Origin of the sequence: Bacillus rhizoplanae (assembly GCF_917563915.1) — a bacterium.
In the GTDB taxonomy this organism is placed as follows: Bacteria; Bacillota; Bacilli; order Bacillales; family Bacillaceae_G; genus Bacillus_A; species Bacillus_A rhizoplanae.
Genome location: NZ_CAKJTI010000051.1, coordinates 1 through 14,118, shown reverse-complemented (window position 1 = coordinate 14,118; position 14,118 = coordinate 1). Strand labels below are relative to the sequence as shown.

Annotated in this window: 16 protein-coding genes and 1 pseudogene; 9 read left to right on the top strand and 8 right to left on the bottom strand. The window is 34.2% G+C overall.

What is annotated here, in order from left to right:
- Positions 1–103 precede the first annotated feature (103 nt).
- The 5 genes and pseudogenes from proC (at position 104) to LRP84_RS21560 (ending at position 2,728) form a co-directional block, all read left to right on the top strand.
- Positions 104–922: a pyrroline-5-carboxylate reductase gene (proC, locus tag LRP84_RS21580; protein ID WP_230576969.1), complete on the top strand. Its 819-nt coding sequence runs from the start codon at positions 104–106 to the stop codon at positions 920–922.
- A gap of 220 nt (positions 923–1,142) precedes the next feature.
- Positions 1,143–1,235, top strand: a pseudogene (locus LRP84_RS22700) (IS607 family transposase); the annotation flags it as partial.
- A gap of 56 nt (positions 1,236–1,291) precedes the next feature.
- Entirely contained in the window at positions 1,292–1,723 is a 432-nt protein-coding gene (locus LRP84_RS21570) for a hypothetical protein (RefSeq protein WP_230576967.1), read from the top strand.
- Positions 1,716–1,937, top strand: a complete 222-nt coding sequence (locus tag LRP84_RS21565; protein WP_230576966.1) for a hypothetical protein — start codon at positions 1,716–1,718, stop codon at positions 1,935–1,937. Before LRP84_RS21570 ends, LRP84_RS21565 begins: the two co-directional genes overlap by 8 nt.
- 68 nt (positions 1,938–2,005) lie before the next feature.
- Positions 2,006–2,728: an RNA-guided endonuclease InsQ/TnpB family protein gene (locus LRP84_RS21560; RefSeq protein ID WP_230576965.1), complete on the top strand. Its 723-nt coding sequence runs from the start codon at positions 2,006–2,008 to the stop codon at positions 2,726–2,728.
- A 354-nt stretch (positions 2,729–3,082) separates the two neighbouring features.
- Here the strand turns inward: LRP84_RS21560 and LRP84_RS21555 are convergent, their stop codons facing one another.
- Positions 3,083–4,210, bottom strand: a complete 1,128-nt coding sequence (locus LRP84_RS21555) for an NAD(P)/FAD-dependent oxidoreductase (protein WP_230576964.1) — start codon at positions 4,208–4,210, stop codon at positions 3,083–3,085.
- A 350-nt stretch (positions 4,211–4,560) separates the two neighbouring features.
- Here LRP84_RS21555 and secY point away from each other — a divergent pair, with 350 nt between their 5' ends.
- A complete protein-coding gene (secY, locus tag LRP84_RS21550; protein ID WP_230576963.1) occupies positions 4,561–5,865 on the top strand; it encodes a preprotein translocase subunit SecY in 1,305 nt (434 codons plus the stop codon).
- Positions 5,866–6,013: 148 nt separating this feature from the next.
- On the opposite strand, the gene LRP84_RS21545 is transcribed toward secY, so the two are convergent.
- Positions 6,014–6,931 (bottom strand): DMT family transporter, encoded by a 918-nt coding sequence (locus LRP84_RS21545; RefSeq protein ID WP_230576962.1) that lies wholly within the window; start codon positions 6,929–6,931, stop codon positions 6,014–6,016.
- Positions 6,932–7,079: 148 nt separating this feature from the next.
- Here LRP84_RS21545 and pdxR point away from each other — a divergent pair, with 148 nt between their 5' ends.
- The gene (pdxR, locus tag LRP84_RS21540; protein WP_230576961.1) at positions 7,080–8,516 is read left to right on the top strand and encodes a MocR-like pyridoxine biosynthesis transcription factor PdxR; all 1,437 of its coding nucleotides are present in this window, start codon (positions 7,080–7,082) and stop codon (positions 8,514–8,516) included.
- Between the two features lie 16 nt (positions 8,517–8,532).
- On the opposite strand, the gene LRP84_RS21535 is transcribed toward pdxR, so the two are convergent.
- From LRP84_RS21535 to LRP84_RS21510, 6 genes are all read right to left on the bottom strand, one after another.
- Complete coding sequence (locus tag LRP84_RS21535) at positions 8,533–9,030, bottom strand: DUF421 domain-containing protein (RefSeq protein WP_230576960.1); 498 nt, start codon at positions 9,028–9,030, stop codon at positions 8,533–8,535.
- 392 nt (positions 9,031–9,422) lie between these two features.
- Positions 9,423–9,611 (bottom strand): aspartyl-phosphate phosphatase Spo0E family protein, encoded by a 189-nt coding sequence (locus tag LRP84_RS21530; RefSeq protein WP_230576959.1) that lies wholly within the window; start codon positions 9,609–9,611, stop codon positions 9,423–9,425.
- Positions 9,612–9,844: 233 nt separating this feature from the next.
- Positions 9,845–10,060, bottom strand: coding sequence for an alpha/beta-type small acid-soluble spore protein (locus LRP84_RS21525; protein WP_154712309.1), 216 nt, complete (start codon positions 10,058–10,060; stop codon positions 9,845–9,847).
- A 191-nt stretch (positions 10,061–10,251) separates the two neighbouring features.
- On the bottom strand, positions 10,252–10,902 hold the full coding sequence (locus LRP84_RS21520; RefSeq protein WP_230576958.1) for a 2OG-Fe(II) oxygenase: 651 nt from the start codon (positions 10,900–10,902) through the stop codon (positions 10,252–10,254).
- 230 nt (positions 10,903–11,132) lie between these two features.
- Entirely contained in the window at positions 11,133–11,639 is a 507-nt protein-coding gene (locus LRP84_RS21515; protein WP_230576957.1) for a DNA topology modulation protein, read from the bottom strand.
- A gap of 442 nt (positions 11,640–12,081) precedes the next feature.
- Entirely contained in the window at positions 12,082–12,960 is an 879-nt protein-coding gene (locus LRP84_RS21510) for an SDR family oxidoreductase (RefSeq protein WP_230576956.1), read from the bottom strand.
- A gap of 221 nt (positions 12,961–13,181) precedes the next feature.
- Here LRP84_RS21510 and LRP84_RS21505 point away from each other — a divergent pair, with 221 nt between their 5' ends.
- Together LRP84_RS21505 and LRP84_RS21500 are read left to right on the top strand one after the other, a co-directional pair.
- Positions 13,182–13,634 carry a PH domain-containing protein gene (locus LRP84_RS21505; RefSeq protein WP_230576955.1) on the top strand — a complete coding sequence of 151 codons (453 nt, stop codon included), beginning with the start codon at positions 13,182–13,184 and terminating at the stop codon, positions 13,632–13,634.
- Between the two features lie 45 nt (positions 13,635–13,679).
- On the top strand, positions 13,680–14,118 hold a 439-nt coding region (locus LRP84_RS21500; RefSeq protein WP_230576954.1), incomplete at its 3' end, for a nucleoside-triphosphatase.

The window sequence follows — 14,118 nt, the reverse complement described above, 5'->3', positions numbered from 1 at the left end:
AGTTTATAATGTTTATCTCTTCTGTACGGGATATCATTAATTTTTTAGAATAATAATTTCAAACCAATAAAATTTATAATAAAAGGAGCAAGAGCGAGTTATTATGAACAAACAAATAGGATTCATCGGATGTGGAAACATGGGTATCGCTATGATAGGTGGAATGATTAACAAAAATATAGTTTCTTCAGATAAAATAATTTGTTCAGATGTAAGTGTCATTAATTTAAAAAATGCTAGTGAAAAATATGACATAACTACAACTACTGACAACAATGAAGTAGCTAACAATGCTGATATTTTAATTTTATCAATCAAACCAGACCTATACTCATCAGTAATTAACCAAATAAAAGAGCAGATAAAAAACGATGTAATAGTCGTAACTATTGCTGCAGGAAAAAGTATTAAGAGTACTGAGAATGCTTTCGGCAGAAAGTTAAAGGTTGTTAGAGTAATGCCTAATACACCTGCTCTTGTTGGAGAAGGAATGTCTGCGTTATGTGCTAATGAAATGGTTACAGAAAAAGATCTAGAAGACATACTAAATATATTTAATAGTTTTGGCCAAACAGAGATAGTAAATGAAAAATTAATGGATGTTGTAACATCTGTAAGTGGTTCTTCTCCAGCATATGTATATATGTTTATAGAAGCCATGGCAGATGCTGCTGTACTAGATGGTATGCCAAGAACTCAAGCATATAAATTCGCAGCTCAAGCTGTATTAGGTTCTGCAAAAATGGTACTTGAAACAGGAATACATCCAGGCACACTTAAAGATATGGTTTGTTCTCCAGGTGGAACGACAATAGAAGCTGTAGCAACATTAGAGGAAAAAGGCTTAAGAGCAGCTATCATTTCAGCTATGAAGCGCTGTACTCAAAAATCTGTTGAAATGTCCAATTTAACTAATAAGTAAGAAATTACGTTTAGAAGTAAAATAACAGTTTAAATAAAATTATCTAAAGTTACTCAAACCTATTCTATTTGAATAGGTTTTTATTTGTGGAAGTGAAATCGAACGAATTGTTATACATTACAAAGATAGAATGATTCGTTTTGGATTTGAAATGGTCCAACAAATTTGTAATATATATGATGTGAAAATTGAAATCCTCAATCACACAGGAGATAAAACTTATGAAGAAGAATTAGTAGGAGACGTACTTTCTGTTATTACAGTTTTCAGTACAAAATTGTATGGAAGTCGTTCTAAAAAAGCAAAAAAATAAAGGAAATAAATGAATCTCTTCTTAAAGAAAAATAAACAGAAAGGAGGAAAAACAAAATGGCACTGCTTACTTATAATAAAAAAATGGAAGTGGTGTTTTCAAATGAAGATGAACTTATTTTAGATGGTCAAAGTCGTATTTTAAATTGGTTATACAATCAATTGTTAACAACATGTAAAGAGGATTACGAAAACAACAACAATGAAAATCAATTTTTATATGACCATAATTTGCGAAATTATGTAACGAGAGTCATGAAAGAAAAATACCCATTTTTACAAACAGTGTTTTTTTCCCCTGTAAAAGAAGTGTCCGCTCGTCTAAAAGATGCGTTTACACGTTTATTTACAGGACAAAATCAATATCCCAATTACCGTAGTTGGAAGAAAAAATGGTATAGTTTATTTTTTGATGAACCAAACAAGGGATGGGAAATTAGAGATAATAAGCTTCTGAATTATGTTAGGAAAAATTCCTCACATGCCTAAAATCAAAGGGAAACATAACCCTGGCGTATTTGGTACATTAAAAGAACCGTTTTCTTTACAAGAATATGAAACGATTCGAACTTGTCGTTTATGTAAACAACAAGGTGGTCGTTTTTATGTCATCCTCACCATCGAAAGAGGAAATGAAGCCGACTTACAGTTTAAAGAGGAAATGAAACAATATAAAAAAAAATCAAACAATACAATTACTTAAAAAAACAGGCAAAATCACAAGAAGAAAAAAGAGCTTTACCACCAAAACCAGTGAAACCCGTTCAAGAAATGAATGTACCCAAAGAGTCATGGATTTCTTTAGACCCTAACCATAAAAATTTCTTTGTAGGTGTGGATAACAAAGGGAATTCCATCGAATGGAAAAAATTATCACTTATCAAATATTGGGATCAAAAGATTGATGATTTGAAATCACTTCGAGATAAGTGTGAAAAAAATTATCGAAAACGAACTACGAAACATGGGAATCCATACACCGTACATAGTCCAAGATGGAATAAAATCAACAAAGCGTTAAATAAAGCGTATCATTGTCGCCGAGAACAAATGAAGACTACAATGTATACGATTGCGAATGAATTATATAAACAATATGATGTTGTCATTATGGGAGATTATGTACCATCTAATGATACTGCTCCTTTAGATAACATGAAACGTAGTATGTTGAATCAAGAAGTCATCGGTTCGTTTCATAAAATCTTAAAATGGGTAGCAGAAAAGAAAAACAAACACTTTTTCCTCGTTGACGAACGAGATACGACGAAAACATGTTGCGTGTGTGGTCACAAAGAAAAGAAAACGCCGTCAGTGCGTGTGTTTACTTGTGCGTCCTGTAAGGTAACCTTAATGCGTGATAACAATGCTTCTGTGAACATCGCAAAAAAAGAAGGGTTTTTCTTACAAGAAAAATGTATCTCGAAATTAAGTACATTTACCCTTGCAGGATATGTTCCTGTTGGACAAAATTGTGTCATCACAAACTTTTAATTTGCCTCGCTTAGGCAACGTACTTTTGTACGTTTACTTTCTTCTTTTGGAGTATTCTAAAAGAAACTGCTGTTCATACCCGTACATGATTTTGGTATGAGACAGGGAAAAGAATTGACTCATGTGTACAAAAAAACTTACTCATAAGTAAGTTTTGAGTAAGTTTGAGGAGATTTTTCAGAGCGGTACCGTAACATGGCCATCAAGCTAAGAAATCCTTTTCTCTTCACAACAAAAAAGAATCTTACTTCTTATAAATAGTTATAGAGAAGGAAAATTTTTGTTATGAATTATTTTATTTTTTAGGCTGATGGGCATGTGGTGCTACCCCTATATGTAATACATACTATTTCTCTAATTCTTTGGTTGCTCAATTGCACCAGCTACGTCATAATAACTAAGATCAAGTTCTGTCTGTTCACCAAGAGCAAGTTTCGCAAGCTCAGAACCTAAATAAGGCCCAGCTGTTAACCCAGAAGCACCAAGTCCGTTGGCAACTAGTATGCCTTCGAAGTTAGGTAATGCACCAATTACAGGAAGAAAGCCTGGTGTAAATGGTCTATATCCGACTCTCGTTTCAAGCATCGTACTATTAGCTAGACCTGGAGCAATCGATAATGCTTTATCAAATACTTCATGTAATCCACCCGCTGTTACTCGGTAATCAAATCCAGTATCATTTTCATGTGTTGCACCTACCACGACACGACCATCTTCAAACGCAAGAATGTATTGGTCATTTGGCGGCATAACAACAGGCCAACTATCTGTATTTATTTTTGGCATATGGAGATGAACAATTTGCGCTTTTTGAAATGTTACTAAGAAATTAACACCAAGCGGCTGCAATAACTCGTTTGCCCAAGCACCAGCAGTTACGATCACTTGATCAGCTGTTAAAGTCTCACCATTTACTTCAATGCCAACAACTCGATTATCTTCATGAACTAATGATGCATCTCCCATAATACATACAGCACCATGTTTTTTAGCTGCATTCACAAGAGACTGACGAAGTGCCCTTCCGTTCACACGAGCAGCACCACTAATATGTACAGCGCTATATTCTTCTGATAACGGCGGAAATATGCTCTTTGTTTCAGAACTTGATAGACGAGTAATTTCACCGATTTCCGGAGCATCCTCACGTCGCTTATATGCCCGCTCTTCCATTTGATTTAATTTTTTCTCTTCTGTATGAAGACTGATAGCACCTACACGTTTATAACCTGTATCCTTTTCGCCATCCGCTTCTAATTGTTGAATTAAAGAAGCATAGTAACGAGCCCCACCTTTTGCAATTTGGTACCAAGCTTGGTTCCGGCGCTGTGAGAGCCAAGGACATACAATTCCCGCTGCTGCATCAGTCGCCTGCCCTAAATCTTGGCGATCAACCAATGTAACATGTGCTCCCGCTTTTGCAAGATGATAAGCAGTAGATGCTCCGAGAATCCCCACTCCAACTACAATATACGTTTTCATTCTTAACACCTTTTCTATTTTGTTCTTTATAGGTCATAGTGAACCAACCTATGTTCATAAAGTTTGAAACATATTCAGTATACTTGACAAGTACATTTTTTCAAACTTTCCATTAAAGTAATTTCTCGTTCTTTTAGCCTTATCTATGTACAAATCTTCATTTTATAGTTATATTATGGGTATTGAGTTGTTACGAAAACATAAATATCACTCTATTTTATATCCATAAACTGTTTGAAAATCCATTTGTCATAATGAATTTTATTCGGAAGGAGGTTTACAGTTTATACGTGAGGATATAAAAGCCAGTTTTGCTTTACATAATTGGTAAATATATAGGAGGCGACATAATGTTTCGTACAATTTCAAACTTTATGAGAGTGACTGAGATACGAAGGAAGATCCTTTTTACTTTAGCAATGTTAATTGTTTTTCGGATTGGCACATTCATTCCAGTTCCTCATACTAATGCCGAGGTATTAAAAGTACAAGATCAAACTAATATTTTAGGAATGCTCAATATATTTGGCGGAGGTGCCCTGAAAAACTTTTCGATTTTTGCAGTTGGCATCACACCATATATTACGGCTTCCATCATCGTACAGTTATTACAGATGGATGTTATTCCTAAATTTACAGAGTGGGCAAAGCAAGGTGAAATGGGCCGTAAAAAATCAGCTCAATTTACCCGCTACTTTACAATTGTTCTTGCATTCATTCAAGCCATAGGAATGTCTATCGGCTTTAACAATATAGCAGGTGGACGATTAATAACCGATCCAGGTTGGAAGACCTATTTATTAATTGCTACCGTATTAACTGCTGGTACTGCGTTTTTAATGTGGTTAGGTGAACAAATTACCGCAAATGGAGTTGGAAACGGAATTTCAATTCTTATCTTTGCAGGTCTTATTGCAGCCATTCCAAATATTATGAATCAAGTGTATGTACAGCAATTTCAAAATGCTGGGGATCAGCTCTTTATGCATATTATAAAAATCATATTAATTTGTTTAGTCATTTTAGCAATCATCGTCGGTGTAATCTATATTCAACAAGCAAACCGTAAAATTCCTATTCAATATGCAAAAGCTTCTACTGGGAACAATCCGTATCAAGGAGCAAAAAATACACACTTACCTCTTAAGGTAAATAGCGCAGGTGTCATTCCTGTTATCTTTGCTTCAGCATTTTTAATGACGCCGCGGACAATTGCGCAGCTATTTCCAGACTCTGCAGTGTCCAAATGGATAAATACAAACTTGGATTTTACACATCCAATTGGAATGTTTCTATACATTGGCCTCATTATTGCTTTTACATACTTTTATGCCTTTATTCAAGTAAATCCTGAACAAATGGCTGAAAACTTGAAAAAGCAAAATGGATATGTTCCAGGTATCCGACCAGGGAAAATGACAGAGCAATACGTAACAAAAATCTTATATCGCTTAACTTTTATTGGGGCAATTTTTTTAGGAACCATTTCTATTTTACCAATTATATTTACAAAAGTTTCTGATTTACCAGCTTCTGCTCAAATCGGCGGGACAAGTTTACTCATTATTGTCGGTGTAGCACTAGAAACAATGAAAACGTTAGAAAGCCAGCTCGTGAAACGCCACTATAAAGGGTTTATAAAGAAAATAAATTAACGATAAATACAATAATGGCCTATCGTAATGTTATGTGATATCAAATCCATAACGTTATACGATAGGCTTTTTGTTTTCATAAAAATGGCTTTCTTTTGAAATTAATCTGCTAATTCACAACTTAATCACGGATTAGGTAAAAGAACTATCACATCTCTTTTTTCAATAGCTTCCCTTGTCTCCAATACAACTCCAGTGTGGATCGATTCGCCATAAAAACACCGATTAAGATGAAGCAAGCTCCAATCCCCATCACTGGTTTGATTGGTTCACCTAAAAACATATATCCTGTTATAACAGCAAGTAATGGCGAAACATAAAGCCAAGTAGATGGAAATACAGGATTGGTTTTGGATAATAGCCAATAGTATAAGCCGTGCCCACCTATTGAACCTATAAATATTAAATACAGAATCGGCCATTGAACGTTCCATGTAGTTAAGACAGATAGATTCGGATGCTCTAATAGGAGCGAACAAACAATTAGTAACAGACCTCCATACAACATTTGAATGCCATTAATCAAAAACGGTGAGACATTTGATAAATCTGATAAAATTTCCTTTGAACGGATCGTACCCATTCCGTAGAAAAATTCTCCTACTAATATAACAAGGCAAGCAATGCTCCACATATAAGAAAATTGCTGCTGCAACCCCGGTAAAGAAATACATACTACTCCTATAAGAGCCAGTACAAGGGCAAAAAGTTGTTCCCTTCTCAATTTTCTTTTCGTTCGTTTCGCTTGAAGCAATAAAATCATCATTGGACCTGTAGCGGAAAGAACAGCTGCTAATCCCGATGAGATATACTGCTCTGCCCAATATAAAGTGGCAAAGGTCATAAACGTAAGACAAAAACCAGCAAATATAATTCTTTTTGTTAAAAGGTATGGTATGACTTGTTTCCGTTTCATGATAAAAAACATGATAACAATTATACCTGCGAAAAAGAAACGAATCCCTGCTGAAAAAAGTGGTGGAGTCCCTGCTGCGATTCCTATTTTAATCGTTAAAAATGTCGTCCCAAAAATAATACAAATAAGAAGATAATTAAAAATAACCATAATGCTTCCTCCCTTTCATTGTTGAAATGAGTATAGAGGAAACAGTGTATAACAGTACATTAAGCTATATAACAGTTGTATGAATTTTCTGTTGATTATAAAGTTTTTTTCAGTTTAAATGAAAATAAAAAGAAGATTAGGTGAGATAATGAAGGTTGTACTCCGAAAAGAATCTAATATACCGTTCTACCAGCAAATCTACGAGCAAATCGTTCAGCGTATTCAAGGTGGCATGTTAGCAGATGGAGACCCCCTTCCTTCTCTACGTATCATGGCAGATGATTTAAAAATAAGTGTATTGACGGTTCGTAAAGCATATAAACAGCTTGAAACAAAAGATTATGTATACATACAACCAGGAAAAGGGGTTTACATAAGAGGAAAAAGAAATACTCCTCTAAACATACATGGTCCTTATGACTGGCAACATATGAAAGCTGTTAATGTGATAAGGTCTCAATATATTATCAATCGCCACAAAAAGTATTATGATTTTTCTCAGGCCATTCTCTACCCACGTCTTTTACCTAATCCGTTTCTATCAGGTGAAATGCAAAAAATATTAGACAGAGACAAAATGATTTTGGCCACATACGGACCTGTACAAGGTGATGAAGAACTTCGCATGGAAATTAGCAAATATTTAAAAGACTATCAAGGATTGAGCGCCGATCCTGCTCATTTATTAATTACAAGTGGTGCCCAGCAAGGAATTGATTTAATTGCTCAAACATTATTAAAGCCTGGGGACACAGTAATAGTAGAAAGTCCGTGCTACGGTGCTGCAATTGATGTGTTTGTTAACAAAGGAATCAACGTTATTCCCGTTGAGCTTGATGAACAAGGCATCCGTTCTGATTTATTAGATGAGGTGTGTCAAAAAAATAATCCAGTTTTGTTATACGTGAATCCTGCCTTTCATAATCCTACTGGAACATTAATGAGTGAACAACGACGAAAAGAACTTATAGAATTAGCAGAGCTTTATCACTTTTTTATTATAGAAGATGATTCTTTTGGTGAGATTTATTTTGATGATGTTAAACTTCCAGCTCCCCTTAAATATTTCGATACAAATGGTCATGTGATTTATTTAAAAGGATTCAGTAAAACATTAGCACCAGGGCTTCGTATTGCCGCAATACTAGCCGAAGGACCTGTATTTGATTGGTTATATGCCGCAAAAGCACTAATGGATATAGGAAGTCCGCAGTTAACCCAAAAGGCCATTCTACCCTTTTTACGCACAAAAAGAATGAAGAATCATTTAGAAAAACTACGGACTGCCTTACAAATGCGTCGTGATACAACAGTAGAGATACTCGCTTCCTTACCAAATATCATTCATTTTCAAGTACCGAAAGGCGGCTTTAATTTATGGATTTCCCTTCCGGATTCAATGCATTCATTTGCATTACTTAAAAAAGCAAATGAAGCTAACATTTCTTTTTTACCAGGAACAGCTTGCTTTGTTCATGAATCTAAACACGAGTATATGCGTATCAGTTACTCTATGCTAAATGATCAAGATTTAATTGTTGGACTACAAAAGCTGCGCAGGATAATTTCAGACTTTCAAAGATAGATACCATTCATATTCCTTATTCTTTAGAAATGTATTGACGCAGTACCTTTTCTAGCACTTCACGAGTAACCGGTTGAGCTTGAGCTGTTAATTGATATCCGATATGACCGTTTGGCTCTTCAGTTACTTGCTGTAATGTTTGAATATCATGAATTCCTTGTTCTCTTAGATGCATAAATAATTGCTGTTCAGTCATATTAGCACGTTTTAAATTGTTCTTTAAAAGTTCACCATCTTTAATAAGAACGATTTTATCACCATTTAGAAATTGTTCCACCTTTCGTGATTTCATTTCTAAATAATGAATTATAAGTAAAACAACAGAAAATATACATGTAGCGAGTATAGTGGGACCTACTTTCTTACTTAACACTGGCTCTACAATAATGCGCCCAATGGATACAATGATAATAATTTCAGCTCTCGTCATTTGACTAAGAGACTTACTCCCCGTTACCTTTAAACCGAGGATACCTATAACGATTAGTATAATGCTTTCAAAAACAATATTCATCTACAGTCCATTCCTTTAACGGCAATTTATAGATAGCATTGCCGTTAATGAAATTCTTTAAAAATGATTCATGTTAGTTTATGAAAATATAGTCCTAAAATTAGCACTAATCATGTTTACTAAATGAAAAAGAGTATGTTTTGATCTGCCTCTTTACTATGCCACGCCCCTGTGGGATGTTTTTGGAGTTAATCATGCTTTATGACCCCAAAATAATTGGTTACGGTAGTTAGAATTAGAATAAAAGAGTCGATTGATTACATATCCCCAATTGACTCCATAGAAAAACAACTGCGAAGTACTCTCTTAAAGTATGCATGTTCAAGGTTATATTTTATGATAAACTTATTCGATACAAACTTACGCATTTTCATAAGTAATATTCTCTATAATTATTTTATATATGTGTATTTTAAATCCTTATTTTGATGGCTTTTTATAATCATAACATTGAAAATTAATCGATCTAAATCCTGACTTAAATGTATAACCTTTCTGTGATTCAGCCCATAATTTGTGATAAGTTTTGCCAATCTAAGCTTCTTTACTTCTATTATTTTATTTAAACAACTTTCTTTCATATCTAATGAACTACTCCTTACTAAAATTAAATATATAAAACAAAAAAAGGGGCCACAGCTTCACCCCTCTCCTAACTAACAGATACAATATGTATAACTCTTACAAATATAATGATATATTACTTAATTATGGATTTCAATAAAATAGAATATAGGGAGGGGACTTTAAAATCTTAACTTGATGTATGTGCGGCAGTCCCCCTAAAATAATAAAAGAGAAAGCAAACGTCATTTTAGTGAATTTTATATTGTCCAGCTAGCTTTTCTTCGCCCATTCGTACTAAGCGTTTTGTAATTTCTCCCCCAACCGTTCCGTTTGCGCGTGCTGTTGTATTTGGACCGAGTGTAATCCCGAATTCACGTGCAATTTCATATTTCATTTGCTCAATCGCGCTCTTTGCACTTGTTATAAGAATTTCATTGGTATGATTATGTTCTTGAATATTCATCTTTAGCACCTCCATTTTATTGGTAAATAATGTGCTCATATTCCGGATAAATATGCATATCAACAAAAAGTATAAAACCTGTACTTTATCATACTAAAATCACACTTCATTCGAGTATACTAAATTTTGTCACAGTATACTTTTAAATGTAACAGTATAATACCATAAAAAACTCGTAATTGAGTGGTATCTTAATACAACGGTCTTCTTCTTATCCATTGCGTCGCAACCCATTTTTCACCTTTGATAACAGGTGCACTGCCATGTAAAGTAAGCTTGTTTAATGATGCATCCCGATAAAAATATTCGAAATATACCGCCATCCCTTTTTTCGGAGATACAGAAAGGTTGAGTTTTGGAAAGAAAGTCTCTCCACCTTCTTCTACATGATTTAAGTACATAACAAGGGTACTAATACGATTGTTATTTGCTGCCGCACTGTTTTCTGCAAAAAAATCATAATGCGCTTTATATTCTTGGCCAACTGTATACTTTAAGATCTGGAACCCTTCTCCATGTTCAACAGGAACATTCATGATCGAAGCGATTCGCCTTTCGATTCTAGTAGCGGCCTCACTTTCTTCTAAAAACGTACCACTACTCGTCCGAATGTCATTTATTTTGCGCGAAATACCAATTTTAGAACGTTTCATTTTATTTTTAGACATTTCAATTAACGTTTCACACTCTTCATCACTTAATACATTTGCTAACACGACAATAAGAGGCTCTTCTAATCTTGAGATAATTTGGATTTCTCTATCTTCTGTTACAATTGTGTTTCCAATGTGGTTAAAAATCGTTAGTTCCTTATTTTCAACTGTTTGATTTTCCGTTGTCATTTTCCCCGTCTCCCTTAAAAATGATTGGATATTATGAATATACCATATTTTCCTTACTATTCATTTTTTTTAAGAAAATTAAAACAAGGACTGTTCGGTTGTATTTTAACCATTGTCATAAAAAAACTCGAGTCACTTTGGAATCGAGGTTTATAATTTTTCTCTCTATCTCAATTTATTGATTTTTAATAGACTTAGGGGAATGAAAAAATACACCCCTTAATTTATAATTATTGCACTTGTTTTAAAAATTGTTGAACTTCTTTTGGTGATTTTAAGATAATAACTTTTTTATCTCTAGATAATTGATCAAGCCTTTTTAAAATTACAGGTCTTTTGGTCGTTGGATATTCCCATATCCATTTAAAAAATTCTAAGTCAAATCTTTCTTCGCATCCTTCGCCCATATCCGGTCTTGTTCTATTTCGATATTTTACTATTCTTTTGAAAGCACGATAGACACATATTGTTCTATGAATATCAAGAAAGATTATTGTATCAGCTGCGTTAAGTCTTATTTCCATTGTCCCACCATAATTTCCATCAATAATCCATTTTTCTTCTTTAATTAAATCATTTTGTACTTTTCTTTGTTCATCTTTTGGAACACCTACCCAATTAGGTTTCCAAAATAATGCATCAAGATGATAAACATTTATTTTTAGCTTTTCGCCTAAATGCCTTGCCAATGTGGATTTCCCTGAACCACCCGAACCAATAAGTACAATTTTTTTCATAAAATCCTCCTTATTAATATCCCAAAAAGATAATAATCCTTAACCATAATATTCCTTCTAAAAAATAAAAAACCTGTCGAATTGACAGGTAATCCATTGGGATTTAGTAAAAGATCTTAAAAATTATGGGGAATTGTACTTAGATAATATATTGGTTTTTAAAACTGGAACATGGTTAGTTTAGTAATAATCATAATAGATTTATTTACTTTCGCTAACGAATCTCATATCAACCAGCCCCGTTTAGGGCTGGTTTCGTTTCTTAGTGTACATTATCCACATTGTAACGGATGGGATTGTCCCCTCATAAAGAAAAAGGGTAATCACATCTTAGTCATGTCTAATACATGATTACCCTTTATTTTTAAGCGTTTTTAGATTTTAGGTCTTGATAAACATGTACGAGTTTTTATTTATCCTTTCCTAAATCAATGAAAATTCTTTATAAAGTTTGCTTTATATGCTCTTCAAAATATTTTCCCCAATCAGGCTGTCTTCCATCTATATCTTTGAATTTATATTCTCTTGCTAATTCCCACGAACTAAGTGCTTTTCCTGTTTTCTTATGAACATTAGGATCACTCGCTAAAGCAGCAATTGCTCTTCCTATAAAAAATGGTGTTTCTGATGCGATAAAATGCGGATCTTTTTTTGCTCCTTCTTGCCAATTTTCTTCTGTCACACCGAATATATCTAACATAGCTTCAGAACGTAAAAACCCTGGACTCACTGCAACAGACGTTATGTTGTAAGGAGCTAAGTCTTTCGCCATTGCTTGGGCTAAATGAATTGTTGAAATTTTAGCAAGGCTATAAAACATACTCCCTCGATACTCATAATCAACACCATCTGTAATTTCAATAACAAGCCCTTTCTTTTTTTTCACCATAAGCGGGACACCGTAATGACTTGTTATTATATGAGATTGAACAGCAGTTGTTTGCATTTGGATTCCATTATCTAAATTATGCTCCCAAAATGGTACATTCCATTCTGCCAGCGGATCGCCTCCCCATATATCATTCACTAAAATATCTAACTGTCCATTCTGCTCTTGTTCAATCTTTGCAAATAAAGCTGCAACATCTTCTTTCACCGTATGATCGACGCGAACTGCAATTCCTTTTCCACCTTGTTTCGTTACAAGTTCAGCCGTTTTTTCAATCGTCTCCGTTCTTCCCATTGATGATAAATTTCCTTTTGTACTTCTTCCTGTTACATAGACTGTAGCACCAGCTTCGCCAAGCATCACCGCGATACCTCTTCCAGCGCCGCGTGTTGCACCAGCTACTACTGCAACTTTTCCTTGTAATGGTTTCATATATTTCTCCTCTGCATATTATTAGTTTCATTTCAAAAAATGAACATATTCCCTCTTCATTCTGCCATCTAATTTCTACATAAACTACCTTATTTTCAATATTTAGCCCTTAAAGTGACATATTCCTAATTATACGCATGAAAATGTGGTAATATTTGTATATAAACCCCGAAGTCATCATTTCTGAAAAAAGAGTATCACACAAAGGAGAAGGTAATCTAATGAGATGGAAAGTACGACGAGATCGAGGATATTGGTATATGATAATTGGAACCACATTATTATGTAATGTGCTCCTTTCTCTTCCGCTTTGGCTAGATAAATCATTAACCTCTATGGATTGGTTCATCATTTCGAGCATCCTCTTTATATTTGATTTATTTATGTTATGGATCATTTTCGGGATCCGCTATGAATTACGAGAAAAGAGTTTATATGCAAGATGCGGTCCTTTTTGGTGCAACATTCCCTATGAAAATATTACAGCGATTCATCCAACTGATGATATGCTTATGGGGTTTCGTCCTGCAGCTGCATTTCATGGTGTAGAGATTCACTATCCTAATGCTATATTTGGCAGTGTCAAACTATCACCAGAAAACGAAGAATTATTTATACAAACTTTACTTGCTAAGTGTCCTCATATACAAAATAGTGAAACGAAACATTTCTAATTCAACAAGTAGGTACTCTTACGACACAGGAGGATGTATCTCTTTATGGGAAATCATTTTTTTCTAACTGGCAAGCCGAGAGTAGGTAAAACTACGGTTTTAAAGAAAATAATAAATGCACTTGGAATAGAAAACTTTGGAGGATTTTATACCGAAGAGATTGTAGAGAACTCTAATAGAACTGGTTTTAAAATTATCTCTCTTGACGGAGAAGAATCAGTGATTGCAGATATTAACTCTAATAGTGATATTAGAGTAGGCAGATATGGCGTAAATATTTCCAAATTTGAGAGTATAGCGCTTCATTCTATCCAAAGTTCTTATAATACAAAGAGAATTACATTGATAGATGAAATTGGTCCTATGCAAATCGCATCTCCCAAATTTCTATCTACTATTAATCAATTCATGCAAAGTTCTCAAACTGTGTTAGGAACAATATACTATACTTCTCATCCTAAAATAGATAAGATAAAGTCTAATA

What these genes read in the sequence shown, in the direction of transcription:
- proC (WP_230576969.1), top strand. Translation starts at nt 104, where the DNA reads ATGAACAAACAAATAGGATTCATCGGATGTGGAAACATGGGTATCGCT.
- LRP84_RS21570 (WP_230576967.1), top strand. Translation starts at nt 1,292, where the DNA reads ATGGCACTGCTTACTTATAATAAAAAAATGGAAGTGGTGTTTTCAAAT.
- LRP84_RS21565 (WP_230576966.1), top strand. Translation starts at nt 1,716, where the DNA reads ATGCCTAAAATCAAAGGGAAACATAACCCTGGCGTATTTGGTACATTA.
- LRP84_RS21560 (WP_230576965.1), top strand. Translation starts at nt 2,006, where the DNA reads ATGAATGTACCCAAAGAGTCATGGATTTCTTTAGACCCTAACCATAAA.
- LRP84_RS21555 (WP_230576964.1), bottom strand. Translation starts at nt 4,210, where the DNA reads ATGAAAACGTATATTGTAGTTGGAGTGGGGATTCTCGGAGCATCTACT.
- secY (WP_230576963.1), top strand. Translation starts at nt 4,561, where the DNA reads ATGTTTCGTACAATTTCAAACTTTATGAGAGTGACTGAGATACGAAGG.
- LRP84_RS21545 (WP_230576962.1), bottom strand. Translation starts at nt 6,931, where the DNA reads ATGGTTATTTTTAATTATCTTCTTATTTGTATTATTTTTGGGACGACA.
- pdxR (WP_230576961.1), top strand. Translation starts at nt 7,080, where the DNA reads ATGAAGGTTGTACTCCGAAAAGAATCTAATATACCGTTCTACCAGCAA.
- LRP84_RS21535 (WP_230576960.1), bottom strand. Translation starts at nt 9,030, where the DNA reads ATGAATATTGTTTTTGAAAGCATTATACTAATCGTTATAGGTATCCTC.
- LRP84_RS21530 (WP_230576959.1), bottom strand. Translation starts at nt 9,611, where the DNA reads ATGAAAGAAAGTTGTTTAAATAAAATAATAGAAGTAAAGAAGCTTAGA.
- LRP84_RS21525 (WP_154712309.1), bottom strand. Translation starts at nt 10,060, where the DNA reads ATGAATATTCAAGAACATAATCATACCAATGAAATTCTTATAACAAGT.
- LRP84_RS21520 (WP_230576958.1), bottom strand. Translation starts at nt 10,902, where the DNA reads ATGACAACGGAAAATCAAACAGTTGAAAATAAGGAACTAACGATTTTT.
- LRP84_RS21515 (WP_230576957.1), bottom strand. Translation starts at nt 11,639, where the DNA reads ATGAAAAAAATTGTACTTATTGGTTCGGGTGGTTCAGGGAAATCCACA.
- LRP84_RS21510 (WP_230576956.1), bottom strand. Translation starts at nt 12,960, where the DNA reads ATGAAACCATTACAAGGAAAAGTTGCAGTAGTAGCTGGTGCAACACGC.
- LRP84_RS21505 (WP_230576955.1), top strand. Translation starts at nt 13,182, where the DNA reads ATGAGATGGAAAGTACGACGAGATCGAGGATATTGGTATATGATAATT.